Here is a 25,777-nt window from a genome sequence, read left to right on the forward strand (position 1 = left end):
ATATACGATATTCGAGACGCAGGCCACCGAGGAGAGCGAACACCGATGACTACCGCCGAAGTCAGTGACGACGACTTCCAGGACATCCTGGGCCAGACTCGGCACTTCGTCCGCACCGCGGTCGTGCCCCGCGAGCAGGAAATCCTTGCCGAGGACCGGGTGCCCGACGATCTGCGCGACCAGGCCATGAAGATGGGGTTGTTCGGCTATGCGATTCCGCAGCAGTGGGGCGGCCTCGGCCTGCACATCGGCCAGGACGTCGAACTGGCCATGGAACTCGGTTACACCTCCCTGGCGCTGCGATCGATGTTCGGCACCAACAACGGCATCGCCGGCCAGGTGCTCGTCGGATTCGGCACCGACGAGCAGAAGAGCCGATGGCTGGAACGCATCGCCTCGGGCGAGGTGGTCGCGTCCTTCGCGCTGACCGAGCCGGGCGCCGGCTCCAACCCCTCCGGATTGAAGACCAAGGCAGTTCGCGACGGCGCGTCGTGGGTGATCGACGGGGCCAAGCAGTACATCACCAACGCACCGGTCGCCGACCTGTTCATCGTGTTCGCCCGCACCCGCCCCGCCGACGACGCAGGACCGGGTATCGCGGTGTTCCTGGTGCCCGCCGACACTGCCGGAGTCGAGGTCGGCGCCAAGGACGCGAAGATGGGTCAGGAGGGCGCCTGGACGGCCGACGTGAACCTCACCGACGTCCGGGTCGGCGATGAGGCGCTGATCGGCGGCAGCGAAGACCACGGTTACCGGGCGGCGATGACCTCGCTGGCCCGCGGGCGCATCCACATCGCGGCGCTGGCCGTGGGCGCCGCCCAGCGCGCGCTCGACGAGTCGGTCGCCTACGCGGCCACTGCGACGCAGGGCGGCACCCCGATCGGTAACTTTCAACTGGTCCAGGCGATGCTGGCCGATCAGCAGGCCGGGGTGATGGCTGGTCGGGCGATGGTGCGCGAGGCGGCGCGGCTCTGGCTGACCGGCGAGGACCGCCGGGTCGCTCCGTCGGCGGCCAAGTTGTTCTGCACCGAAATGGCCGGCGAGGTGGCGGATCTCGCGGTTCAGGTGCACGGCGGTGCCGGATACATGCGGGGCGTTCCCGTCGAACGGATCTACCGCGAGGTGCGGCTGCTTCGCCTCTACGAAGGCACCAGCGAGATCCAACGGCTCATCGTCGGATCCAACCTCGTCAAGGCGGCGCAGCGAGACGCCCGGTGAACCGGCGCCTGGAGGACCGGGTCGCGTTCGTCACCGGCGCAGCCCGGGGCCAGGGCCGCGCCCACGCCGTCCGGATGGCGAGCGAGGGCGCCGACATCATCGCCGTCGACATCGCCGGCCCGCTGCCGGACTGCGTCCCCTACGATCCCGCGACCCCCGACGATCTCGCCGACACCGTCCGGCTCGTGGAGGCGACGGGCCGACGCATCGTGGCCTCGGCCGTCGACACCCGCGACGCCGACGGCCTGAACCAGGCCGTCGAAGCGGGCGTCGCCGCACTCGGTCGCCTCGACGTCATCGTGGCCAATGCCGGGGTGACCGCGCCGCAGGCATGGGACATGATAAGCCCCAAGGACTTCCGCGACGTGATGGACATCAACGTCACGGGCACGTGGAACACGGTCATGGCCGGCGCCGACAAGATCATCGCCGGCGGTCGCGGCGGGTCGGTCATCCTGATCAGCTCGGCTGCCGGAATCAAGCTGCAGCCGTTCATGATCCACTACACCGCCAGCAAGCACGCGGTGACGGGGATGGCGCGCGCCTTCGCCGCCGAACTCGGACGGCATTCGATCCGGGTCAACAGCGTCCACCCCGGCCCGGTCCTCACCGCCATGGCCACCGGCGACATGGTGACGGCGCTGGGTGCGGCGATGGACACCAATCCCCAGCTGGCCAACATGATGACCCCGTTCTTGCCGACGTGGGCCGTGCAACCCGAGGACGTCGCCGATGCGGTGTGCTGGCTGGCCAGTGACGAGTCCAAGTACGTGACTGCCAGCGCGATACCCGTCGACCAGGGTTCGACGCACTACTGAGCAGCGACGGTCCGGCGCAGGAACGCGATCTGGTCGCCGACGGCCTTTTCGAACCAGTCGTGGCCGGGCCACACGTCGAAGTGGTCGCAGGGATAGTGATGGACCTGTGCTCGACCGTGTGCCGCCGTGGCAGCCACCGCGTCGGCCGGGACGTAGGAGTCGAAATCGGCGATCTGTACCAGCAGCGGGCACCGTAACCGCTTGGCCGCCGCAGCCGTTCGGACACCGAACACCTCGAGCCCCACCGAGCAGTCGATTTCGTTGCGCCAGGTGGGGCCGGCCATCGCACGGTAGCTCTCGTCAGCTCCGTCCAACGCCAGCGCCCCGCCCCCACCCACGGGTGACACCAGCGGCATCATGGTCGGGGCTCCACCTCGGGTGACCGACACCTTGCTCCGGATCCCGGTCAGGGTCCAGCGAAGGGAGGTGGTCAGATCGCGCGACTTCATCGCCGCTCGGCTGACCGCCATCCCGCTGGTCAACGGGGTCATCGCGATGACCGCGCCGACGTCGTCGCGCTCCGCAGCCACGCGCAGGACGTGGCCGCCGGAGAACGACGCGCCCCACAGCACCACCTTGCTCGGGTCCACACCGGGTAGCGCGGCGGCGGCATCGACGGCGGCGTGATAATCGGCGATCTGGCGACGAACCGACAGCGACTGTCGGGGCCGGCCCTGCGAGGCGCCGAAACCCCGGTAGTCGAAGGCCAACACGTCCGCTCCCGCCCCGGCGATCCGTGCGGCGAACGGCGCGAGGCCGGAATCCTTCGTCCCGCCGAACCCGTGCGCCATGACCACCACCGGCCTGCGGACGGAATCTCTTCCCTCACCGGCGAAATGCCATGCGCTGCAGACGTCGCCACCGCTGACGAAGTCGACCTCGACCGGGATCATGACCCGACCCGCGCCGGCCGCCGGGCGCGCTCCCGCCCGGCCGGGATCTCGCGGCAACGCAGATCGTGCTCGTAGACGAAGTAGTCGACCTGCTGGGTGTGGCGCGGCCGGTCGGTGCAGTGTCCGGCATGCAGTTGCTGGTCGGCGTCGATCACCCGCTCCATCTGGTTCACGGAGGGCAACGCGTACTGCCCGACGGCGTACGCGGCGAGCAGGCGCGCCTGGCACTCGACGAACGGGAACAGCGTCGGGACCGCCTGCGCGAAGCCCATGAACACCAGGTTCTCGACACCTGGCTTGAACATCCGCTTGTAGAGCCGCAGCTGGTTGCCCGGCGCGCTGATGAACTGCGGGTCGAAGAACGGAAACGTGATGTTGTAACCGGTGGCGTAGATGATGACGTCGAACACGTCGCTGGTCTCGTCGACGAAGTGCACGGTGTCACCGTCGAGGCGAGCGACGTTCGGCTTGGGCACCACGTCGCCCGAACCGAGCCGCAACGGTAGTTCGACCGACTGCGTCGGATGCGCCTCGAAGAGCTTGTGATCGGCCGGCGGCAGCCCGTACATCGTCGGGTCGGTGCCCAACATCGGAGCGATCAGCTGTATTGCCTTGCGCTGCCAGGACAGCGGAACATGCGGCGAGGTCCGGAACAACGTGTCGCCGGGACGGCCCGCGATGTACTTGGGCACGATCCACGCGCTGGACCTCGTCGACAGCGTGACGTGATTGTCCAGCGCCTTCGACGACAGTTCGACGGTGATGTCGGCGGCGCTGTTGCCGATGCCGACCACGAGGATCCGTTTTCCGCGCAGATGCAGCGGCGCCGTCGGGTCGACGTAGGAATGGGAATGCATCGACTCGCCGGCGAAGGTACCCGGGAAGTCGGGCAGCCGCGGGTCCCAGTGATGCCCGTTGGCGACGACCAGCAGGTCGAAGTGACGCTGCGCGCCCGCCTGGTCGACCAGGCGCCACCCGCCGCCGGTATCGGGTTCGGCCTGTACGACACCGTTTTCGAACTCGATGTGCTCGGACAGCCCGAAGGCGTCGGCGTAGTCGTCGAGGTAGGCCTTGATCTGCGTGTGGTGCGGAAACGACGGGTAATGCTCGGGCATCGGAAAGTCCTTGAACGACAGGCGATGCTTCGAGGTGTCGATGTGCAGCGACCGGTAGGCGCTGCTGTGTCCGTTGGGATTCGCGAATGCCCAGTTCCCCCCGATGCGGTCGGAGGTCTCGAACGTGGTGTAGGCGACGCCGTAATCCTTGAGCATCTTGCCGGCCGTCAAACCGCTGATCCCCGCGCCGATCACGGCGACCTGCTGGTGTGCCTGATCCACCGTCGCTCCTCACGTCGTCACGCAATCTACGAGCGTTTTTGACGTACGTCAACGGTTACTGACACATGTCGGAGGTGCTCAGCCCAGGAAGCGCACAATCGACTCCGCGACGGCAGCGGGCTTCTCGGCACCCTCGATCTCGACAGTCGTGTTCAGCGTCGCCTGCACGGCATTGTCGAGTTGGGCGACCGAGGCGATCACCGCGCGGGCGCGCAGCCTGGCTCCGACCCGCACCGGAGTGATGAACCGGACCTTGTTGTAGCCGTAGTTGATGGCCATCGCGATGTTGTCGACGGTGTACAGCTGATGCGTGAAGTGGGGCAGCAGCGACAGCGTCAACAATCCGTGCGCGATCGTCCCGCCGAAGGGGCCATTGGCGGCCCGCTCGGGATCGACGTGAATCCATTGATGATCCTCGGTGGCGTCGGCGAAGAGGTCGACACGATCCTGGGTGATCTCCAACCATTCGGTGGGCCCGAGTTCTGCGCCCTCTGCGGCAGCCAACTCCGATAGTCCATTGAACTTCTGCACGGCGTCTCCTTCGACGTCGGAACGGGACGTGCACGGCGAGTACCCGTGCGCCGTTACACAGTGCCACAGCCGCGCGGCGCCCCGGCCACATCGGCCCGGTCGGCTGTGCCGACACATCAACCCAGTCGACTCAGCCGACACATCAACCCAGTCGACTCAGCCGACACATCAACCCAGTCGGCTCAGCCGACACCTCAGCCCAGTCGGCTCAGCCGACACCTCAGCCCAGTCGGCTCAGCCGACACCTCAGCCCAGTCGGCTCAGCCGACACCTCAGCCCAGTCGGCTCAGCCGACGCCGGCGCCGTGTGCACCGCGTCGGCGCGCGGTTGCCCGACACAAACCAGCGAACGCATTACCGGACAAGTCATCGTGCCGCACGCGCGGACATGATCAACCCTCGGCGCGACCGACGTTTCGGAATAACAGCGTCGCGATGCGAAGTTAGCGTCGCTTTACATGCATTTGCAGAAAACGCTGCCAAAAGGTGAATCGCCGTGGCAGCCGGGTTCGCTGAAATAGAATTGTAGCGCCTCAACCAGTTCACACTGCAAATAAAGAGGTTGCCAAAGTTGGCGTTCGGGTACTGCTCTACCAGGATCTTGGATAACCAGCGGTCGCGGCCCTGGAAAATCTAGTCACACTAGCTGGAATTTGCGGCGCGAGGCGACATACTTATCCTGCCGTATTCAAACAAAACCGGTTACTCATGGCCAGTCATCGATGACCCAGCTTTGATGCGCCGGTCACTCAAGACGGGAAAAACATGCCGAATACCGTTCTTCAAGTCGCTGATCGCCCCCTCGGTCAGGCCGTGGCCACCCACAGTTGGTGGGACGCCGACGCCGATTGCACGTTGGTGATGTCGCATCCGTCCGCTGATCCCGAACTCTGGCACGAATACCTCCGCGGTGCCGATCGAAGCTACCGCAAGCACGGTGTGCAGAGCGCATTGGACATCGACGAGATCAGCGACGGCCATGACACCGCGCTGTTCTGGGCCGCTCTCGACCGGACCGGGCGCGTGATCGGCGGAGTTCGTGCGATCGGCCCTCTCACCGGTGCTGACGATTCCCATGCCGTCGTCGAATGGGCGGGGCAGCCGGGCCTGGCCTCGGTGCGCAAGATGATCGACGACCGCGTGCCGTTCGGGGTACTCGAGATGAAGACGGCATTCGTCACCGACGACGCGGACAAGAGTCGACGTGTCACCCGAGTGCTCGCACGGACCGCCTTCCATGCCATGGCCGCGCTGGAGCTGCAATTCTGCATGGCCACATCGGCGGCGCACGTACTCGACAAGTGGCGCTCCTCCGGCGGGGTGGTCGCATCCATTCCGGCCACGCCGTACCCCGACTCGCGCTACCAGACCAAGATGATGTGGTGGGACCGCAACACCTTCATTCGACACGCCGAACCCACGCAGGTCTCGAAGATCATCACCGAGGTCCTGGACCTCCAACGGGCGTGGCCTGCAGAGCCCGCACTCGCCGCGGTGCATGATGATGCGTTGTGACGTCTGAGCCTTCTGCTACGCATGGGACCGATGCTGCTGGATTCCACGAGCGGCATCGCGATGCGAACAGCGCCGTGGTCTTCGACCCGACCCTGCCCGACGACGGCGCTCTGATCGACTTCCTGCGCAGCGATCCCACCGTCACCGTCGTCGACACCGTGGCCGAACAGGCACGGACACTGGCGGAGCTGCTGCCGACACCGGGGCTGGAGTTCGTCGACGAACCCCGGCGCTGGGCCTACTACCCGTGGCGGCGGACGCTCGTCTCCGTCCTGGGCCCCCGGTCCTATCTGCGAACCCGGACCGACCGCAACCGCGACCTGATCACCATCGCGGAGCAACAGCACCTGTCCTCACTGCGGATCGGAATCATCGGGCTCAGCGTCGGCCATGCCATCGCTCACACGCTGGCGATGCAGGGGTTGTGTGGGGAGTTGCGACTGGCCGACTTCGACGAGCTGGAGTTGTCGAACCTCAACCGGGTGCCGGCAACGGTTTTCGACCTCGGCGTGAACAAAGCTACGGTGGCCGCTCGCAGGGTCGCCGAGATCGACCCCTATGTCGCTGTGCGCGTACATGATCGCGGGGTGACCGCAGACAGCATCGATGGATTCCTCGAGGGGCTCGACGTCGTGGTCGAGGAGTGCGACTCCCTCGATGTCAAGGCGCTGGTCCGGGAAGCCGCACGCCGGCACCGGTTGCCGGTGGTGATGGCCACCAGCGACCGCGGTCTCGTCGACGTCGAACGCTTCGACTCCGAACCCGACCGACCTGTGTTCCACGGGCTGCTCGGAGGACTCGACGCCGCCACCCTGGCCGGGCTGGACAACAAGGACAAGGTCCCGCACGTGCTGCGGATCATCGAGGGCGCGAGTCTGTCACCACGCGCCGCAGCGTCCCTGGTCGAGGTCGGCCAGACGCTGGCGACCTGGCCGCAGCTCGCCGGTGACGTGCTGATCGGCGCATCCGCAGTCGCCGAGGCGGTACGCAGAATCGGTCTGGGTGAGCGCCTTCCGTCCGGACGGGTACGTGTGGACATGTCGACCTTCATGGAAGAGCTGGTCGATCCCCGCAACACACCAGCCGCACCGGCCGAGGCGGACGAACCGGGACCGGCGCACGCCCGCGACGCGGTTCACGCGGTGGCGCTGGCCGCCAATCAGGCACCGTCGGGGGGCAACGCGCAGCCGTGGCGCATCGAGACCGGTGCCGCAACGGTGACGATCCACCTCACTCCCGAGCGCACCACGCTGATGGACGTCAACCTTCGCGGCAGCGCCGTCGCCGTAGGCGCCGCGACCTTCAATGCCCGCGTGGCCGCCGCCGCTCGCGGTGTCCTCGGCGACGTGCACCTCGCCGAACACCAGACCGCCTCTCCGCTCACCGCGGTGATCGACCTGGGCGGCGCCGACGCCGACCCCGAGCTCGCGGCGCTGTACCCGCTTCTCGAGAGACGGGAGACCAACCGGCACCGAGGCACCCCAACGCCCTTGACCGACACCATCGCCGAGGCTCTCAGCACCGCCGCACACCGCGAAGGTGCTCGCCTGGTGTTGCTGACCGATCGCACCGACCTCGACGCGGCGGGCGAGGTGCTGTCCGGCGCCGACCGCATCCGCTACCTGACCACCCAACTGCACCGCGAGATGACCTCCGAATTGCGTTGGCCCGGCGATGAATCCCCCGACACCGGCATTGATGTGCGCAGCCTCGAACTGAGTCCAGCCGATTTCGCGACGCTCGACATCCTCAGGCGCACCGAGGTCATGGAGCTGCTGGCATCCTGGGGAGCCGGTTCCAGGCTCGGCGCCGACACCCGCGACCGGATAGTGAACAGCTCGTCACTGGCGGTGATCATCGGCAGCGATCCGTCACTGACCGGCTATGCGCACGGCGGAGCGGCGGCCGAAGCGGTCTGGTTGACCGCACAACACCACGGCCTGGCGGTCCAACCCGTCTCCCCCGCCTTCCTCTACGCACACAACGGCGCCGACCTTCACGGTCTCTCACCGGAATTCGCCGGCCAACTGGCCGAGTTGCAGCAACGGTTTCGTCACTTGACGACTGCGGCCGACGGCGAGACCCAGATCCTGGCCCTGCGACTCGTCACCGCACCGCCCGCCTCGGTCCGTAGCCGCAGGCGACCGCTCGTTCACACGGCACCGGGCTTATCCTGACTGCACAATGTCCATGAACGGCACACCGCGCAGCCTCGACCTGATGGTCAAATCGGTGGCAACCCAGTTGATGGCCGCCAATGCGACCACCTCCGTCGAGGTCAGCCAACGTGTGCTGGCCGATCTGGTGTCCTACCTCGGCGTCGACGTCAGCTTCCTTCGCTACAACGACCACAAGATCAGGGCCTCCAGACTGATCGCCGAGTGGCCGATCCGGCCGAACATTCCTGACCCCGACCCGCTGGAGATCGTCTACTTCGCCGACGCCGATCCGGTGTTCGCGGTGTCGGAGAACGCCAAGAAGCCGGTGGTGCTGCGTCCAGAACCAGCCACCGATGACTACCAGCGGCGGATCGAGGAGAGTCGCGCGGTGCCCGCGACGTCGATGGCCGCCGCACCCCTGCTGTCGGGCAATGTCACCACTGGCGCCCTCGGGTTCATCAAATTCGGCGACCGGGAGTGGAGCACCGACGAACTCAACGCGCTGGAGACGATCGCGTCGCTGTTCGCCCAGGTTCAGGCCCGGGTACTGGCCGAAGAGCGGCTTCGTTACCTCGCCGAACACGACGACCTGACCGGTCTGCACAACCGGCGCGCCCTGCTGTCTCATTTGGACGAACGACTGACGGCCGGCCAGCCGGGTCCGGTCTCGACGCTGTTCTTCGATCTGGACCGGCTGAAGGCGATCAACGATTACCTCGGGCACACCGCGGGCGACTGGTTCATCCGCGTGCTGGCCGAGCGCCTTCGCCGATCCGGTGACGGGGAGAACCTGATCGCCCGGTTGGGCGGCGACGAGTTCGTCGTGGTGCCCCGCGCAGCGATGGACGAAGCCGCTGCCACCGCTTTGGCTCATCAGCTGCAGTCCGCGCTGCGCGAACAGGTCTCGATCGACGGCGAGGTACTCACCCGCACCGTGAGTATCGGTGTGGCACAGGGCACGCCGGGCGTCGACACGACGTCGGACCTGCTGCGTCGCGCCGACCAGGCGGTGCTGACCGCCAAGAACTCCGGTGGCAACAAGGTCGCGGTGTTCACCGACGACATGGCGATGAAGAACGAGTTCCGCAACGACATCGAGTTGCACCTGCAGAACGTCATCGAAAGCGGGGCGCTGTTACTGCATTACCTTCCCGAAGTCGACATGCGCACCGGCGAGATCCTGGCCGCCGAAGCTCTCGTGCGTTGGCAGCACCCCACCCGCGGATTGCTGGCACCTGATGCGTTCATCGGTGTCGCGGAGTCCATCAATCTCGCCGGTGAACTCGGCCGGTGGGTGATGCGTTCGGCATGTGCGGATTTCGCGGCGTGGCAGTCGCGTGGGCTCGGGAAGAACATCGTCATGCGCATCAACGTCTCTCCGGTGCAATTGGTGATCGACGGCTTCGTGGAATCGGTCGCCGGCATCCTCGAAGAATTCGGTCTCGCTCGGGGATCGGTCTGTCTGGAGATCACCGAGAATGTGGTGGTCCAGGACATCGAAACCACGCGGATCACGCTGGCAGCGCTGAAGGCCGCCGGTGTGCAGATCGCCATCGACGACTTCGGAACCGGCTACAGCGCCTTCTCCCATCTGAAGTCACTGCCGGTGGACACGCTCAAGATCGACCGCGGTTTCGTCCGCGAACTGGGTTCTGATCCCGGCGATCTCGCCATCGTGCGCGCGATCATCGCCTTGGCCGAAGCGTTCGGGTTGGAGTTGGTGGCCGAAGGCGTCGAAACCGAAGCCGCGGCGCTGACGCTGCTGCGCCACGGCTGCCATCGCGCGCAGGGCTTCCTGCTCTCGCGCCCGATCGCGGGCGCAGCACTGGAATCGCTGCTTTCCAAAGGCCGTCTGGCAATCAAGTTCTCCGCCTGAGGACCGCGATCACGCTCCGCGATGACGTGCGGAGCCGCTGAGCTGCACGCAGGCTCCCGCCGCCGCGGCGACCGCCGGGTCTGCGGTCAGCAGCTCCACGCGACCGAAGCGGCTGGCGAGCCGACCGACCAGGGCCACCCGCACCTCCGCGCCCTGCGGCAGTGTCGGTGACGCGAGCGGCTCTACCGCCCGACACAGCAGCACACCGTGTCGGGCCCGTACCGTCAGGGCCCCTTCCGCGGTGTCGAATTCTGCACCGACAACGACCCCGTCATCGAAGACCAGCCTCTGCAGAACAGTGGACCGGTCGAAGGAGACGCCTGCGTCCTCGGCTGCGGCAGTGAGCCAGCTCGACACCGAACCTCCGACATCATCGACATCGGGTGACATCGCACCGATCTCGCTGACAGCCAGCCGACTGCCGTCGCCGGATTGCCACGCCGCGGTGTCCCAGCCTGTGACTCGCGTGTAGAGGTATCCGGTACGCGCAGGGATGCACTGCATCGCCCAGTCGCGCAGGTGAGCACCGTCGAAGGTGTCGATCCGGCGCTTCCTGCCTTCGTCTGCGTGCGGGAGTGGACTCGCGAGTCGAACCGGGAGATCGACCGACGGCCGAGGCAACGACTCGAGCTCGATGTCGGCGGTCAACTCGTGGAGGTAGGTGGCGGTCGGGTCGTCGAGCTGATGCGAGCCGAACCAGTCGGTTTCGGACGCGGGCAACTCCGCGCTGGCCAGCATCACCGCTCCACCCGCCCGTGCGGCGGCAATGGCGGTGGCCAGACCGCCGGGAGCTGTGTCGGTGCAGATGACATCGACTTCGTCGTCCCAGCCGAACCCGTCGTCCACGGTTATGTGCCTCATATTTGCCACTAAACGCCCCTCCGTGAACACGACCACCGCTACCTCCGGCGATGAGCAAACATGCGATCGCACTGACGCGGGGTCGCCACAGCCGTGATGGGTAATGAGGGGATTTGCCATCACGGACTGTGGCAACACGAACAACCTACCACCGCACGCCGTGGACGGGTCCGCGCCGTGAAGGCGACCGACAGCCACGCGCGGGGCCGCGCCGTGAAGGCGACCGACAGCCACGCGCGGGGCCGGGCCGTGAAGGCGACCGACAGCCACGCGCGGGTCAGCACGGTAGGGCAACCGAGGGCCACGCGCGGGTCAGCGCCGTAGGGCGGCCGACAGCCACCGGCGGGTCAGCACCATGGGGCGGTCCGGAGCCGCCGAACTCCGGCCACCACTCACCCCAGTTCCGTGACTTAACTAACTAGGTTTACTCTGTCGGGGAGCCCATACACGAAAAGGGGATTCGATGGATCTGGAGTGGTCGGCCGCCGATCTCGCGTTCCGTGACGAGGTGCGCACCTTTCTCGCCGAGAAGCTGACGCCCGAGCTTCGACGCGCCGGGCAGCTGATGACCAGCGTGTACGCCGACCATGACGCCAGCATGGAGTGGCAGCGCATCCTGCACGAACGGGGCTGGGCCGCACCGGCCTGGCCGGTCGCTCACGGCGGCTGCGACTGGAGCCTGACCCAGCACTACATTTTCAGCCGCGAGTCGCAGCTCGCCGGAGCACCGTCGCTGTCACCCATGGGCATCCGCATGGTGGCCCACGCGATCATCAAGTTCGGCACCGACGAACAGAAGGACTTCTTCCTGCCCCGCATTCTCACGGGCGAGGTGTTCTTCTGCCAGGGCTACTCCGAACCGGAGGCGGGATCGGACCTGGCGGCGCTGTCGATGGCCGCCCGCGACGACGGTGACCACCTGGTCTGCACGGGCAGCAAGATCTGGACCACCCATGCGCGGGAAGCCAATTGGATGTTTGCGCTCGTGCGCACCAGCCGCAGCGACAAGAAGCAACGCGGTATCACCTTCGTGCTCGTCGACATGTCCACTCCTGGGATCGAAATTCGTCCGCTGGTGATGACGTCAGGCGAAGAAGTCCAGAACCAGGTGTTCTTCGACGACGTGCGGGTCCCCAAGGCCAACGTCATCGGCGACGTCGACGACGGTTGGACGGTGGCGAAGTATCTGCTGGAGTTCGAGCGCGGTGGGGGTGCGACGGCCCCGGCTCTGCAGGTGATGGCTGAGGACATCGCCACGGTGTCGGCCCGACAACCCGGCCCGGGCGGCGGGCGGCTTCTCGATGACCCCTCCTTCGCGCACAAGCTGGCCGAGCTGCGGATCCGTACCGAGGTGCTCGAGATCCTCGAATACCAGGTGCTTGCCGTGGTCGCCGCGGGCGGGAACCCCGGCGCGAAGTCGTCGATGCTCAAGGTGCTGTCCACTGAACTGAGCCAGGCGCTCACCGAGCTCGCGATGGAGGCCGCCGGCCCGCGGGGACGCGTCTACCAACCACACGCGACATGCCCGGGTGGCCCGATCGCCGACTTCACGCCCCCGCAGCACGACTACGTCAGCGGCGAGCCCTGGCAGGCCGTCGCTCCCCTGCGGTACTTCAACGACCGCGCCGGCTCGATCTACGCCGGCAGCAACGAGATTCAACGCAACATCCTGGCGAAAGCGGCATTGGGACTCTAGATGGACTTCACACTCAACGACGAGCAGGAACTGCTCCGCGACGGGCTGATCAGGTTCCTGGCCACCCGCTACGACCTGGAGAAGAGCCGCGCGGCCGCCAAGACGGGCCTGGGCTGGCAGCCCGACATCTGGCGGGCGTTCGCCGAGGAGCTGGGCATCCTGGGTGCCGCGTTGCCCGAGGAGTACGGCGGCATCGGCGGTGGCCCCGTCGAGATGATGCTCATCGCCGAGGCGCTGGGTCATGCGCTCGTCATCGAACCGTACGTCGACACCGCCGTCGTCGCCGCCGGCCTGCTCCGGCGCGCCGGCGGGGCGGCCGCCGCCGGCCTGGTGGAGAAGATCGCCTCGGGCACTGCGATCGTCACGGTCGCCGCCACCGAGCCGACCTCCGGCGAGAACTGGCGCGACGTGACGACCGTGGCCGATCGCGACGGAGACGACTGGGTGCTCCGCGGTACCAAGATCGTCTCAGCGAGCACCCCGCTGGCCGGCCACGTACTCGTGACCGCGCGGACCTCCGGTGCCCGCACCGACGCCGACGGGATATCGCTGTTCCTGGTCGATGTGGGGTCTTCGGCGCCGGGATTGACCCTGCACCACTACCGCACCGTCGACGACCGGCGCGCCTCCGACATCGCTTTCGAAGGTGTTCGTCTGCCGTCCGGCTCCCTTGTCGGCGGGGAGGGCGTCGCCTGGCCCTGGCTGACCCGGGCCCGCGACGAGGGCGCGGCGGCGGTGTGCGCCGAGGCGGTCGGGTGCATGCGTAAGGTCCTCGCCGACACCGTCGAATACTGCAAGCAACGCCAGCAGTTCGGGCAGCCGATCGGCAGCTTCCAAGTGCTCCAGCACCGCATGGTGGACATGTACATGCACGTCGAGCAGGCCGCAGCGGCAGCGTTACTGGCCATCCTCAAGCTGGACGCCGACGACGCCACCCGCACTCGCGCGGTGTCGGCGGCGAAGGTGACCGTCGGCCGGGCCGCGCAGTTCGTCGGTCAGCAGGCCGTTCAGCTGCACGGCGGCATGGGGATGACCGAAGAACTCGCGATCGGGCACTATTTCAAGCGGTTGACCGCGCTGCAGTTCGAGTTCGGCTCGACCGACCATCACGTCAGCCGCTACGCCCGGGCGTCCGAAGCCGGCTGACCGTGCCCCGCCTTCGGCCGCGGTCGCGCGTCAGGAGCGCCTGGCGACGATGACAGGGATGCGGGCGGACTGCACCACCTGTGAGCCCACCGAGCCGAGCAGCATGCCGGCGAAGCCGCCGCGACCGTGGCTGCCGACCACCAGCAGCTGGGCGTGCTCGGCTTCCTCGAGCAACGCGTGGGCAGGCCGGTCCGGACGCAGCACCCGCCGGATCGACACATCTGGATAGCGCTCGCGGTAACCCGCCAGCCGCTCGGACAACAGGCAGTCTTCCTCCGGCTGGATCTCCGACCAGCCCTCGTCGGGCAGCTCGTAACCGGCGTCGCTCCAGGTGTGCACAGCAACGAGGTCGACACCGCGACGTGACGCCTCGTCGAAGGCGATGGCGGTGGCGTGCTCGGACGCCGGTGAGCCGTCGATGCCGACCACGACGGGCGCCTGGTCGGGGTGCGGGATCAGCGGGTCCTCGTCGTGGATCACCGCGACCGGGCAGTGCGCATGCTGGGTCAGCCCGGCGCTGACCGAACCGAGCAGCAGCCGCCCGACCTTGCCGATCCCCCTTCGACCGACGACGATCATCTCGGCGTCTTTGGTCAGGTCGGCCAGCGCCGCGGTCGGCTGACCCGAGAGCACTTTCTGGTTGACGCAGAACAGTTCGGCGCCCACCGTGGCGGCCTCCACGACGTTGAGGGCGTCGCGCAGGATGTCGCGCGCGGCGTTCTTCTCGTCCTCGAAGTACTCGGCAGGCAGCGGGGCCTGGATCCAGGACTGCATGGCAGCACCCGGCAGTACGTGCGCCAGCGTCAGCGGGACCCGCCGCATCGCGGCATCGCGGGCCGCCCAGTCGACAGCGACCCTCGACTCGGGAGAACCGTCGACGGCGACGACGATGCCCAGTGGTGCCGATTGGTTGAGCGTCGCTGGTTGGTGGGACCCCGAAGGTTGCTCGGACATCGTCGTGTGCTCCTCACCTCGCGCCGGCGGCATCGTCGCCGCATCCGATTCCACGCTACCGGCGCACGCGGCACCGGCGAGGGGTCCACGGTCCTGCTGCGCAGGGACGAAAGTCCCCCGCTCAGGCGTCTCGACGGCGCGAGCTCAGGCGTCTCGGTGACGCAACTGCACCACCAGCGGGCGATGATCGGAGATCGGTTGCCGAGGTGCCGCACAGCTGACGGTGACGAGGTTCGGATCGTCGGTGAGGACGTGGTCAAGCTGCGTGGTCGGCGCCTCGGCCGGAAAGGTGGCCGCCGAGGCCAGTGAACGCAGCCCCGACCAGCGTTGCGCGGAGTCGACACCCATGTTCAGATCGCCGGTCACCAGATGCGGCCCCGGCAGGACCCGCACGTCACGCATCAGCCGTCGGAGCTGGTGACGGTTCCATCCCGGCACGAACGACAGGTGCGTGTTGACCACCGAAAGTGGACCGACCGGAGTGTCGAGCTGACCGATCACCGCTGCTCGAGGTTCCTCGTCGACAACCTGCACCCGCCCCGGTGCACCGAGATACATCGGGAAACGGAACGGGATCCGGGGCAGCCGAACCACCTGCCAGTTCAGCGCGGGGTACCGCGACAGCAGCGCGACGCCGTAGGCGGCCGTACCGGGTTGTTCCTCGCCGGTGGCGGCGATCCACGTCGCGCCCGGGGTGCCCGCGATCGCCGCGACGAACTGGTGGCTGCGCGCTCCCATGGCCTCGGCGGCGAGTGCGGTGAGGTCGGCCATTCCCGACCGCGGCTGCACGGCGTCGACCTCCTGCAGCGCCAGGATGTCGGCATCCAGGTCGGCGACACACTGCGCGAATCGCCCCAGGTCGACGTCGTCGCCAGGGGTACGTCCGTGCAGGATGTTGAACGTCACCAACTTCATGGGTATCTCCTACCCATCTTGCCCTCGCTGCAGTCGACCACCGGCGGTGTCCACGTGTCCAGGCACCATGATTCGCTTCACGACTCGCCTCCTGACTCGCGTTACCAGGTGCGCGATGACTCGCTTCGCGGGCCTGCCCTACCGCATCACCAGGTGACCCACGACACGCACGCGGCATCTCACGACGAACTGCGCGCCCCGCCGCGGGGGGATCCGATCTCGTCGACGTCCTGCATCGGATCAACCGTGCCGATCGACCGCGCTTTGCGCGAGCGGACCGCCGACAAATCGTTCGCCGAGGGCAGTGCTGCTGGCGTGCAGGCGCCTCGGCCTCGATGACTGCCGCTGAGGTCAGGCCACCGCCGTCGGCGCGTCGGCGACGTCGACCAGCTGCACCTCGGGGCGCACTGGCACCGCATCGGCGAGGAACCAGCGAAACGCCAGGTTCCCGCGCGGATAGTCCAGCGTGGTCAGCGAATTGGGATGCGGCGTGCTGGCCCGGGAGACCACGATCGTCACCGAACCGTCGCTGTTGGGTGCCGCGGTGAAGCCGTTGACCGAACTGCGGGCGTCGGTCACCCCGGGTACCGCCATGAACTGGTTCCAGATCACCATGTTCCAGAACCTGCAGTTCGGCGGCCGGTGGGTGATGACCAACGCCTCGTCCTCGGCGAGATCGAAACTGCCGTAGGAGTAGCAGGCGTCGCGCGCCGACCAGCCGAAATTGGCATCGGGAACCTGATATGGCTCGGCGAAATCGTTGACAGTCAACGATGTCTCGTGTCCGAGTTGGTGCGAGTCGGAGTTTCGAACGCCCACCGCGAGCGGCACGATCGCGAACATCGTGCGCAACCAGGCCGCACTGGCCCGCAGCGCCGCCGCCGTCTCGTCCGAGCCGTGCCGGAACGGCGCGGGTGGATCCAGCGCCTCGATCGACCACGAAACTGCGCGACCGGTGAGCGGGTCGGCCTGATAGTCGCGGGTCATCAGGACCGCGGCGTCGGGCTGTGGGCCGAACTCGAAGGTGAAGTTGCCGTCGGAGTCGACATCGAGGTCGTCGTCACGCAGGATCGTGACGATGCGGTCCGACCATGCGCCGGGAGAGGGTTCGTTGTAGGCGGTCATCGAGAAGTACACGCTGTCACCGCGATTGCCCGAGATCCGGTAGCGCCGGGTGGGGTCGATCGGGCACATGTAATAGATGGCGTCGGTGTTGTCTCCGCCCCAGCGGCGGTCCGGCCGGAACGGCGAGTTGAGCTCCAGCCACCTCGGCCGAGTGGGATCGGCGAACAGGTAGGTGTCGAATGCGACGCCGAGAGTGGTGGCGATCATGCGATAGCCGTCCGCCACATGGCGGTCGTCGCGCACCGCTTTGGGTCCGGTCATGAACGAGTCGTCGAGTCTGCGAAGGGTGTCGAGCAGTTCTCGCCAGGCGACAGTGACCTCACCGGTAGAGCCGGCATCGGCATCGGTGCTCATGGACTGATTCCTTTCGTGATCAGGCGGGCCGTGCGCTGCGTCCACATCTCGTCGAGAAGCGCGCCGCGGGTCAGCAGGGCCAGGAAGGTCATCCCCGCGACCGCCTCGGCCAGGTCCGCGGCGGTGATGCCCGGACGGATGTCGCCGCGCTGCGCGGCCGCATCGATGTAGTCGGTGAGGGCGCCGACGAGGACGTCGCCGAACCGTTCGAGCAGGGCGGTGTGCAACGTCGGGTCCGAGGCCATCTCACCGACCAGGCCCGGCAGCGCCGCCAGTGCCGCCGGTGTACTGAGCACGGTCAGCGTCCGACGCAGCATCTCCCGGACGTCACCTTCGAGCGATCCGGTGTCAGGCAGTTCGGTGGTCTCGGTGCGCGGAAACACCGCTTCGTGCACCAGATGCGCCTTGCCGCGCCAGCGCCGGTAGATCGCCGGCTTGCTGGTACCCGCACGGGCGGCGATGGCGTCCACGGACAGGTCGGCGTAGGAGGATTCGGTGAGCAGCTCGACGGTGGCCCTCAGCACCGCGTCGTCGATGCCGCGATTCCGGGGACGCCCGATCTCTGTCGTCATTACGAAACTGACAGTAACATAAATCGCTGTGACCGATGCCACAGACACCGCCGTCTCGCTTGATGACCTCGCCGCACCGCGCTACACACCGCAGGCGCAACAGCTCCGAGAGATGATGGCCACGTTGGCGCCCGACTGCCCCCTCGATACCGAGGTGATGCATCGACGGGCACGCGAGGCCACCGGACTGACCGACTTCGGCCCCGACGACTACCGCGAGCGGCTGGAGCGTTATGTCGCCGAACTCAACGAGATCGATATGCACCCCGTGGGGATCGTGAACTTCCACATGCAGCTACTGCAGTGCCTCAAGAACCGGCTGCTGCTGACGGATCTCGTTCGCCGCCATCCGCAGATCCACGACATCGAACTGCAGCCGCCGGTCGTCATTGCCGGCCTGCCCCGGTCAGGGACCACCCACCTGCACAACATGCTCGCCGCGGCGCCCACGTTTCGCAGCCTCCCCTACTGGGAGAGCGTCGAACCGTTTCCGCTGCCGGTCGAAACCGACCTCGACCCGGATCCGAGGATCGCGCGGATGGACGTCGCGGTGCAGACGATGGACACACTGATGCCGAATTTCGCGCTGATGCACGAAATGACCACCGACCATGCGCACGAGGAAATTCAGCTGCTGGCCAACGATTTCTCGACGATGTTGATGGAGACGCTGGCCCATGTTCCCCGGTGGACCGAGTACTACTGGAGCCACGACCAGACCACGTCCTACGAATACCTGGTCGTTCAGCTCAAGGCGTTGCAGTTCCTCCGCGGCGGACGTCGGTGGGTACTGAAGTCGCCCCAGCATCTCGGCCAGCTGCCGGTCATCGAGCACGTCATGCCTGGGTCCGTGGTCGCCTTCACCCACCGCGATCCCGTGCCGGTGGCGCTGTCGATGATCGCGATGATCACCTACTCGGCGCGCATGTACACCGACGCCGTGAACGTCGAGGAGATCGCGGCGGCGTGGGTTGATCGGCTCGAACGGCTTCTCGACAAGTGCGTCGGTGACCGCGACGCCATCTCCGCAGAGCGCTCGCTCGACGTGCGGTTCGACGACTTCATGGCCGACGAGATGGGCACCGCGGAAATGCTGTACGACGTTGCCGCCGAGCCGCTGACCGACGCGGCCCGCTCGGCGATCTCGGCCTATCTGGCCGGTCACCGCAGGGGCAGACACGGCCGGGTCGACACGTCAGCGCAGATGTTCGGACTCGACGCCGACGAGTTGCGCCGGCGCTTCTCGTCCTACACCGAACGCTTCCTCACCTGAGCGGGGTGTACTTCTTGTCGAGCCGTTCTTGTCGATGACGTAGCTCTTGTTGATTAGGTAAGCCTGCACTAACCTCCCCGGTGGCCTGAACTGGCTCATCGTCGAAGTTCGTGATCAACAGGAGAAACCGTGCAATTGGCCCTACGTGCCGACTCAGACCCGGGCATCTGGTCTGCGCCCACCCCGCCGGCTCGCCGCGACAAGAAGCTGCTCATGGCCGGTGTCGCCCTCGTGGGGGCATCCGCCATCGCGATCAACCCGGCAGCGCCTGCCATGCCCGCTGCGGTGCAGGACCGGGCGGTGGAACTGTCCGCCTGGATCGATCCGATCGGGGTGTGGGGCGACACGATCTCGTCCACGTTCGACAACGTCGTGGCGCGCAGCTCCGATCTGGGCATGGTGACCTTGCCGGCGCTGTGGCAGATCGCCACCAGTCCGGTGCTGTACGACGAAGTCGCCAGCATCGTCTTCAACCCGGTGCCGGGCCTGACTCAGTTCTTCACCGACCTGCCCGGGTACGCCGAGACGATCGGCAGCGGTCTGTCGGGGTCCGCGGCCGGCGTGACCGAACACTTCAACGAGCTGCCCGCGGTGCTGGAGTCGGCGTGGAACAACCTGCTCAACGGCCAGTTCACCATGGCGTTCCGCGATGTGGTGAGCTGGAGCGTCTTCGGACTGGGCGAGGCCGGCTGGCCGCTGTTCCCGGCGTTCGAGATCCCCGGTGACATCGCGCGCGGCTTCGGCGCCGAGAAGATCGGCGAGGTGCTCGACGCCGTCTTCGTCGGCGGAGGCAACGCCGCCACCGGCTACGCCTATTCGCTTCTGAGCCCGCCGATCACCGCGATGTACCAGTTCACCGACATCCTGAACGTGATCTCCGGGTCGCTCTATGAGGGCGACTGGGAAACCGCGATCAGCGAGGTGGTCAACGCTCCGGCCAAGGTGCTCAACGCGTTCCTCAACGGTTACCAGCCCAGCGTCGCCGCCGAGTGGGAGACCTTCCCGGGCCTGTTCAGCGAGGACGGACCCATCGACGCGTTCTTCGTCAAACTGCCCAAGGCGATTGCCGAGATCTTCGCCCCGGCGCAGGACGAAGAAGGCGCCGAGACCGGTGAAACCACCGCGGACGTCACGCTGACCTCCGCGTCGTCCACCGAGTTGCCGAACGGCGAGCTGATCCCGGTCGACGTCGACAGCGCCACCGAGACAGCCACGGACGAACAGGGCACCGAGGGGGCCGCTGAAGAAGCTGCCGCCCCTGAGACCACCGAGGAGACGGTGCCCGAGCAGGACCAGGCTCCGGCCGTCGACGACGACACCGTTGAGGGCACCACCGAGGTCGACGGCACCACCGAGGGTGACGCCACGGGCGAAGACGCGACCGAGGACGAGGCCGTCGACGAGGACGCCACGGACGACGATGTCTCTGACGCAGACGTCGTCGACGAGGACGCCGCGGTCGACGACGCGGTACAGGATGCCGTCGACGAAGCCGGCGAGGATGCCACCGATGAGGCGGCCGGCGACGATTCCGGCAGCGACGCCGACGACTCCGGCAGCACCTCCAGCGGCTCGGATTCCGGCAGCACCTCCAGCGGCTCGGATTCCGGCAGCACCTCCAGCGGCTCGGATTCGGGCAGCGATTCCGGCAGCGACGACTGAGTCGCCGCCTGACTGACCGGACGGCCCCCTCGGCGACGAGGGGGCCGTTCGCGGTCAGGGGCTATCCCACCAAGCCGAACACCAACCCCGCCGCCACGCCCATCGCCACGCTGAACCCCGCCGTGACCACTGCAATCCGCGCTGACACATGCTGCGGCACAGAGCGTTCCATCTCAGCAGACGTTTGCAGGCACGGCACGATCCAGCGCAGATAGTAGAAGAGGCTGAGCAGAGTGTTGACGAACACCGCGATGGCCAGCCACGCCGCGCCGGCTTCCCACGCTGCGCTGGCGGTCGTCAACTTGCCGACGAACAGCGCGAGCGGCGGAGTGCCGAGCAGACCGAGCAGCGCCACGATCAGCGCTCCAGTCAACCACGGCTGCGTTCGGCCGATTCCGCGGTAGGCCGACAGCTCCCGTGCGTCCGGCACCGCCGTGGTCACCGCGAAGGCGGCGATGTTGGTCACGGTGTACCCGACGAGGTAGAACAGCATCGCCGGAAGTGTCAGATCGCTGCGGCCCGCCGCGGCCACCGGCACCAGCAGGAAGCCGACCTGGCTGACCGTCGACCAGCCGAGCAGCCGCCGTGGATCATCCTGCCAGAAGGCAGCCAGGTTACCCAAAGTCATGCTGGCGACGGCGATCCCGCCGATCAGACCGGGCCAGGCCAGCCCGGCGGGAAGGATCTCGACCAACCGGTAGAGCGCGATCACCGCACCGATCTTCGGCACCGTCGTCACGAACATCGCCACGAAGCCCTGGGCGCCCTGCGCCGCGTCCGGCACCCAGAAGTGCAGCGGCACTCCCCCGGCCTTGAACAGCAGACCGGCCACGACGCCAACCGACCCGGCCACCACGATCGGCGCCGGGATCTCCGCAAGCAGGCCGCGAAGTTCGCCGTACGCGGTGGTCCCCGTCCCACCGAAGAGCAGCGTGATACCGAGCAGCAGCAGAATGCCCGACAACGCCCCCAGCAGATACGTCTTCATGGCCGCCTCCGCGGCGGCCGGTGAACGACCCATACCGATGAGCGCGTACAGCGGGATGCTGGCCAGCAGGAAGCCGACCGCGAGCACCAGCAGGTCCTGCGCGCCCGCCAACACCAGAACTCCCGCCGTCGCACTGAGCAACAGCGCGTAACTCTCGCTCTCCCGCGCGCTTCCGCTGATCTCCTCACCGGCCACCAGGATCACCAGCACGGTCGCCAACGGGGCGATCACTCTGGCGACGCCGGTGACCGAGTCGACGACGAACGTTTCGGCGAACGCCGCGGAGTCCGACCCGGCCATCTGGACGGCTCCGGCGATCAGCGCACCGATCAGGGCCGCGACCGCGATGACCCGGGTCCACCACAGCCGCCGTCGGGGAAGATACGAGCCGACGATCAAGACCATCAGCGCCCCGGCGAACACCAGCGCCTCGGGCAGCATCGCCAGCACGTGCATGGCCGTCACCGCCCGAGCAGGCCGATGACAGTGCCCGCGGCCGGCTCGATGAGCGCCAACAGCGGCCCCGGCAGCACACCGATCACCAGCGACAGCGCGAGAAGCATTGCCGTAGAGGCGGTCTCATGTACGCGCAGATCCACGAAACCGTCGCTGCGACCGTCGGCCGGACCGGTGAACACCTGCTGGAACGCGCGCAGGAACAGCGCCGCGGTGATCACGATGCCGGGCAGAGCCACGGCCGTAACCGGCGCTGCGGCGATGCTGCCGGTGAACATCTGGAACTCGGCGATGAAACCGGAGAACCCCGGCAACCCGAGTGACGCGAACGCACCGACAGCGAACAGGGTGGCGAGTCTGGGCGCGGCGCCGGCCAGGCCACCGTAAGCGTCGAGCTCGTAGGTGCCTGCGCGGTCGTACAGCACACCCGCGAGCAGGAACAGGGCCCCGGTGATCAACCCATGGCTGACCATCTGCGTCACCGCACCGGTGACGGCGATGGAACGGGCCTCGGCGGTGCCGCCGGCGATCAGCCCGGCCGCACCGAGGGCCATCACGATGTAGCCCATGTGGTTGACCGAGGTGTAGGCGATCATTCGTTTGAGGTTCTTCTGCGCCAACGCCACCAGCGCCCCGTAGAGCACCGAGACGATGCCGACGGCCACGATCACCCACGCCCAGCTGCGCCACGACTGCGGCAGCATCGGCATGGCGATCCGCACGAAGCCGTAGGTCCCCATCTTCAACAGCACACCGGCCAGCACCGCCGACCCGATCGCCGGTGCGTCGGTGTGCGCGGGCGGCAACCAGGTGTGGAACGGAAAGGTCGGTGTCTTGACCGCCAGCCCGAGCAGGATCGCACCGAGCACCAGCCCGCCGGTCACCGGGCTGCCCGCCAACGGGGTGGCCGCGGTCAGATCCACCATGTCGAACGTGTGGGGTTGCGCCGCGATGTAGAGGCCGATGAAGCCGACCAGCAGCGCGAGCGAGCCGAGGAAGGTGTAGAGGAAGAACTTCATCGCCGAGCGGCCCGCCTGGCCGTGGCCCCACCCCGTGATGACGAAGTACATCGCGACGATCGACAGGTCGAAGAACACGAAGAACAGGATCAGATCGGCGGCCACGAACAGGCCGATGCTCACGCATTGCAGGAACAGGAACAGCGCCGCCTGGGCGCGACTGCGTTCGGAGCCACGCAGGCTGTAGACCGCGCAGGCGAGGAAGAGCACCGCCGTCATGATCACCAGCGGTAGGGACAGTCCGTCGACCCCGACGTGGTAGCTGCTGTTGACGCCCGGAATCCACGGCACCTGCTCGTCGAAGGCCAGCCGGCCGGGTTCCGGAGCCGTATAGGTGACCCAGATTCCCACCGTCAGAATCACTTCCACCGCGGCGACGGCCACCCACAGCCGGCGCGCCGCGGCGTCGGTGATCCGCGGCGCGGTGACGAGCACCGCGGCGGCGGCAAGGGGAAGGAAGACCAGCAGGCTCAGCACGTCATGTCACCACCAGCAGAAGTAGGGCACCGCACATCACCAGAACGACGGCGAGCGCGTAATAGTGATAGAGCTGACCGCTCTGCGGCCGGCGGGCCAGTGCACCGAGTCGGGCGATCCACGCGGCCAGCGTCTCGACCGCACCGTCGATGCCCCGCAGTTCGAACCGGCCGGTTCGCCGGGACAGCCCCATGGTGCCGGTCGAGGCCGCCGCGACGCTTCCGTCGAGGACCAGACCGTCGACGCGGGCCGACCAGCCGGCCATCCGCATCACCGCCGTGCCCACCGCGTCGGTACCGCGGTCCAGGACCCGGTCGTCGAATCTGGCCAACGCCGCAGCCACCACCGTCGTCGGCCGCACGACGACGGCGTCTGCGATGCGCTCGAGTCCCAACCACCCCGCCGCCCAACGCGGTTCGGGCATCCCGAAACGCAGCACCACCGCGACGACGACCAGGGCGAGTGCGGCCGACACGATCAACTCGGTGACCGACGAATGCGGCGCTTCACCGGCGCCGACCACCCGGCCGAACGCCGCGCGCAACGGTGGCAGAGCCAGCACTCCCGCCACCGCGGCACCGACGGCGAGCACGAGCAGCACGGCACGTTCGCGCAGCGTCAGTCGTGCTGAGGCGTCGTCCGGCGCGGTATCACCGGACCGTCGTCCGGCCTGCCAGATCACCCGCACGATCTTCGCGGCGTAGGCGGCCGACAACACCGCCGCGAGCAGTCCCGCGCCGTAGAGCCACGGTGAGCGCGCCAGGGCGGCAGCCAGCACCGCGTCCTTGGTGGCCCACAACGACAGCGGCGCAACCCCGGCGAGCGCCAGCGCGGCGACGGTCGCGGTGGTGCCGAGCAGGGGCCAGCGTCGCCCCGCCCCGGCGAGGTCGGACAGCTGCTTGCTGCCCACCAGCGTCAACCACGCACCGGCGGCGAGGAACAGCCCCGCCTTGGTGAAGGCATGGGCGATCAGCTGAGCCGTTCCCCCGCTGACTGCTGCCAGACCCGCGGCCATCACCACGAAACCCAGCTGAGCCGATGTCGAGGCGGCGAGCAGCTGTTTGAGGTCACGCTGGGCGAGCGCGACCACTCCCAGCAACACCGCGGTGGCGGCGCCGGCGACCACCGCGACGGTGTCGGCCCAACCGGTCGCCGCCAACAACGGAGCCACCCGCAGTAGCAGATAGGCGCCCATCGCCACCATCGCCGCGGAATGCAGCAGCGCGCTGACCGGGCTGGGCCCGTGCATCGCCCGCGACAGCCAGAACGAGAACGGCAGCTGTGCCGCTTTCCCGAGGGCGGCCACAAGCACACCGGCGGCGATCGCGTGCCGCCATCCGGCCTCGGCATCGGCGAGGTCGGCCAGCGCGAGACCGGCCCCACCCGCCAGGGCGGCCCCGGCCGCGAGGTAGAGGCCGAGGTCCGCCGAGCGAGTGGTGACAAACGCGGCGAGCCCGGCCGACACCCGGCTCTGCTCACGCCACCGGAATCCGATCAGGACATACGACGCCGCGCCCATCACCTCCCAGGCCAGCAGCAGCGCCGGCATCGTCGATGCGGTGGCCGTCAGCATCGCCGCCGCGGCGAACACGAGCATCGCGCCGTGAAACCGTCCGCGTGCCAACGCGCGTTCCGCGCCGGCGAACACCAACACCAGCACGGTCACCGCAGCGATCGCGGGTGTCACGACCGCGGCCAGACCGTCGACGCGCAGGCCGAAGTCGGCTCCCGCGACAAACGGCACCGACACCGCGGGGCGGGCCACCGCACACCCCAGCGAGAGTCCCAGCGCCAGTGCGGAGACACCGACGGAGACCGCGCCCCACGCCTGGCCGGGTCGCGCACCCCACAACGGGCCCGACAGCAGCGCGGCACCCGCGGCAGCGGGCAGCAGGACCAGCGCCCACAGCATGGCTTCGCCGGCGGTCATGGC

Annotated in this window: 20 protein-coding genes; 9 read left to right on the top strand and 11 right to left on the bottom strand. The window is 67.7% G+C overall.

What is annotated here, in order from left to right:
• The first annotated feature begins 45 nt into the window (after positions 1–45).
• A complete protein-coding gene (locus ACEWX3_RS19630; protein ID WP_374157406.1) occupies positions 46–1,218 on the top strand; it encodes an acyl-CoA dehydrogenase family protein in 1,173 nt (390 codons plus the stop codon).
• Positions 1,215–2,036 carry a mycofactocin-coupled SDR family oxidoreductase gene (locus ACEWX3_RS19635; RefSeq protein WP_374157407.1) on the top strand — a complete coding sequence of 274 codons (822 nt, stop codon included), beginning with the start codon at positions 1,215–1,217 and terminating at the stop codon, positions 2,034–2,036. The genes ACEWX3_RS19630 and ACEWX3_RS19635 overlap by 4 nt, the downstream gene beginning before the upstream one ends.
• Here the strand turns inward: ACEWX3_RS19635 and ACEWX3_RS19640 are convergent.
• The 3 genes from ACEWX3_RS19640 to ACEWX3_RS19650 all read right to left on the bottom strand — a co-directional run bounded on the left by ACEWX3_RS19640 (position 2,030) and on the right by ACEWX3_RS19650 (position 4,797).
• Positions 2,030–2,929, bottom strand: a complete 900-nt coding sequence (locus tag ACEWX3_RS19640; protein ID WP_374157408.1) for an alpha/beta hydrolase — start codon at positions 2,927–2,929, stop codon at positions 2,030–2,032. The two genes, ACEWX3_RS19635 and ACEWX3_RS19640, sit on opposite strands and share 7 nt — an antisense overlap.
• Positions 2,926–4,266 carry a flavin-containing monooxygenase gene (locus ACEWX3_RS19645; protein WP_374157409.1) on the bottom strand — a complete coding sequence of 447 codons (1,341 nt, stop codon included), beginning with the start codon at positions 4,264–4,266 and terminating at the stop codon, positions 2,926–2,928. Before ACEWX3_RS19645 ends, ACEWX3_RS19640 begins: the two co-directional genes overlap by 4 nt.
• Positions 4,267–4,344: 78 nt before the next feature.
• On the bottom strand, positions 4,345–4,797 hold the full coding sequence (locus ACEWX3_RS19650) for a MaoC family dehydratase (protein ID WP_374157410.1): 453 nt from the start codon (positions 4,795–4,797) through the stop codon (positions 4,345–4,347).
• A gap of 764 nt (positions 4,798–5,561) precedes the next feature.
• On the opposite strand from ACEWX3_RS19650, the gene ACEWX3_RS19655 reads away from it, so the two are divergent.
• Genes ACEWX3_RS19655 through ACEWX3_RS19665 form a run of 3 tightly spaced genes read left to right on the top strand, consistent with a single transcriptional unit; the run spans position 5,562 to position 10,346 of the window.
• Complete coding sequence (locus tag ACEWX3_RS19655; RefSeq protein WP_207066403.1) at positions 5,562–6,311, top strand: hypothetical protein; 750 nt, start codon at positions 5,562–5,564, stop codon at positions 6,309–6,311.
• Positions 6,308–8,488, top strand: coding sequence for an Rv1355c family protein (locus tag ACEWX3_RS19660; protein ID WP_374157411.1), 2,181 nt, complete (start codon positions 6,308–6,310; stop codon positions 8,486–8,488). The genes ACEWX3_RS19655 and ACEWX3_RS19660 overlap by 4 nt, the downstream gene beginning before the upstream one ends.
• Before the next feature lie 7 nt (positions 8,489–8,495).
• The gene (locus tag ACEWX3_RS19665; protein ID WP_207066405.1) at positions 8,496–10,346 is read left to right on the top strand and encodes a bifunctional diguanylate cyclase/phosphodiesterase; all 1,851 of its coding nucleotides are present in this window, start codon (positions 8,496–8,498) and stop codon (positions 10,344–10,346) included.
• Between the two features lie 9 nt (positions 10,347–10,355).
• Here the strand turns inward: ACEWX3_RS19665 and ACEWX3_RS19670 are convergent, their stop codons facing one another.
• Positions 10,356–11,207 carry a hypothetical protein gene (locus ACEWX3_RS19670; RefSeq protein WP_207066406.1) on the bottom strand — a complete coding sequence of 284 codons (852 nt, stop codon included), beginning with the start codon at positions 11,205–11,207 and terminating at the stop codon, positions 10,356–10,358.
• Positions 11,208–11,670: 463 nt separating this feature from the next.
• Here ACEWX3_RS19670 and ACEWX3_RS19675 point away from each other — a divergent pair, with 463 nt between their 5' ends.
• Positions 11,671–12,903 carry an acyl-CoA dehydrogenase family protein gene (locus ACEWX3_RS19675; protein WP_207066407.1) on the top strand — a complete coding sequence of 411 codons (1,233 nt, stop codon included), beginning with the start codon at positions 11,671–11,673 and terminating at the stop codon, positions 12,901–12,903.
• Positions 12,904–14,049, top strand: coding sequence for an acyl-CoA dehydrogenase family protein (locus ACEWX3_RS19680; RefSeq protein WP_374157412.1), 1,146 nt, complete (start codon positions 12,904–12,906; stop codon positions 14,047–14,049).
• A 30-nt stretch (positions 14,050–14,079) separates the two neighbouring features.
• Here the strand turns inward: ACEWX3_RS19680 and ACEWX3_RS19685 are convergent, their stop codons facing one another.
• The 4 genes from ACEWX3_RS19685 to ACEWX3_RS19700 form a co-directional block, all read right to left on the bottom strand.
• Positions 14,080–15,003, bottom strand: coding sequence for a universal stress protein (locus tag ACEWX3_RS19685; protein WP_374157413.1), 924 nt, complete (start codon positions 15,001–15,003; stop codon positions 14,080–14,082).
• A 144-nt stretch (positions 15,004–15,147) separates the two neighbouring features.
• On the bottom strand, positions 15,148–15,918 hold the full coding sequence (locus tag ACEWX3_RS19690; protein ID WP_207066410.1) for an endonuclease/exonuclease/phosphatase family protein: 771 nt from the start codon (positions 15,916–15,918) through the stop codon (positions 15,148–15,150).
• A gap of 351 nt (positions 15,919–16,269) precedes the next feature.
• Positions 16,270–17,397: a DUF1214 domain-containing protein gene (locus ACEWX3_RS19695; protein ID WP_374157414.1), complete on the bottom strand. Its 1,128-nt coding sequence runs from the start codon at positions 17,395–17,397 to the stop codon at positions 16,270–16,272.
• The gene (locus tag ACEWX3_RS19700; protein ID WP_207069151.1) at positions 17,394–17,969 is read right to left on the bottom strand and encodes a TetR/AcrR family transcriptional regulator; all 576 of its coding nucleotides are present in this window, start codon (positions 17,967–17,969) and stop codon (positions 17,394–17,396) included. The genes ACEWX3_RS19695 and ACEWX3_RS19700 overlap by 4 nt, the downstream gene beginning before the upstream one ends.
• 28 nt (positions 17,970–17,997) lie before the next feature.
• Between ACEWX3_RS19700 and ACEWX3_RS19705 the strand changes: the two genes are divergently transcribed.
• Both ACEWX3_RS19705 and ACEWX3_RS19710 read left to right on the top strand, forming a co-directional pair.
• The gene (locus tag ACEWX3_RS19705; protein ID WP_374157415.1) at positions 17,998–19,242 is read left to right on the top strand and encodes a sulfotransferase; all 1,245 of its coding nucleotides are present in this window, start codon (positions 17,998–18,000) and stop codon (positions 19,240–19,242) included.
• A 129-nt stretch (positions 19,243–19,371) separates the two neighbouring features.
• Positions 19,372–20,904: a hypothetical protein gene (locus tag ACEWX3_RS19710; protein ID WP_374157416.1), complete on the top strand. Its 1,533-nt coding sequence runs from the start codon at positions 19,372–19,374 to the stop codon at positions 20,902–20,904.
• A 61-nt stretch (positions 20,905–20,965) separates the two neighbouring features.
• Here the strand turns inward: ACEWX3_RS19710 and ACEWX3_RS19715 are convergent, their stop codons facing one another.
• Genes ACEWX3_RS19715 through ACEWX3_RS19725 form a run of 3 tightly spaced genes read right to left on the bottom strand, consistent with a single transcriptional unit; the run spans position 20,966 to position 25,774 of the window.
• Positions 20,966–22,348, bottom strand: a complete 1,383-nt coding sequence (locus tag ACEWX3_RS19715; RefSeq protein WP_374159904.1) for an NADH-quinone oxidoreductase subunit N — start codon at positions 22,346–22,348, stop codon at positions 20,966–20,968.
• Between the two features lie 5 nt (positions 22,349–22,353).
• Positions 22,354–23,844, bottom strand: coding sequence for a NuoM family protein (locus ACEWX3_RS19720; protein ID WP_374157417.1), 1,491 nt, complete (start codon positions 23,842–23,844; stop codon positions 22,354–22,356).
• Between the two features lies 1 nt (position 23,845).
• A complete protein-coding gene (locus tag ACEWX3_RS19725) occupies positions 23,846–25,774 on the bottom strand; it encodes a proton-conducting transporter membrane subunit (protein ID WP_374157418.1) in 1,929 nt (642 codons plus the stop codon).
• Positions 25,775–25,777: the final 3 nt, after the last annotated feature.

The organism is Mycobacterium sp. G7A2, assembly GCF_041902445.1.
Lineage (GTDB): Bacteria > Actinomycetota > Actinomycetes > Mycobacteriales > Mycobacteriaceae > Mycobacterium.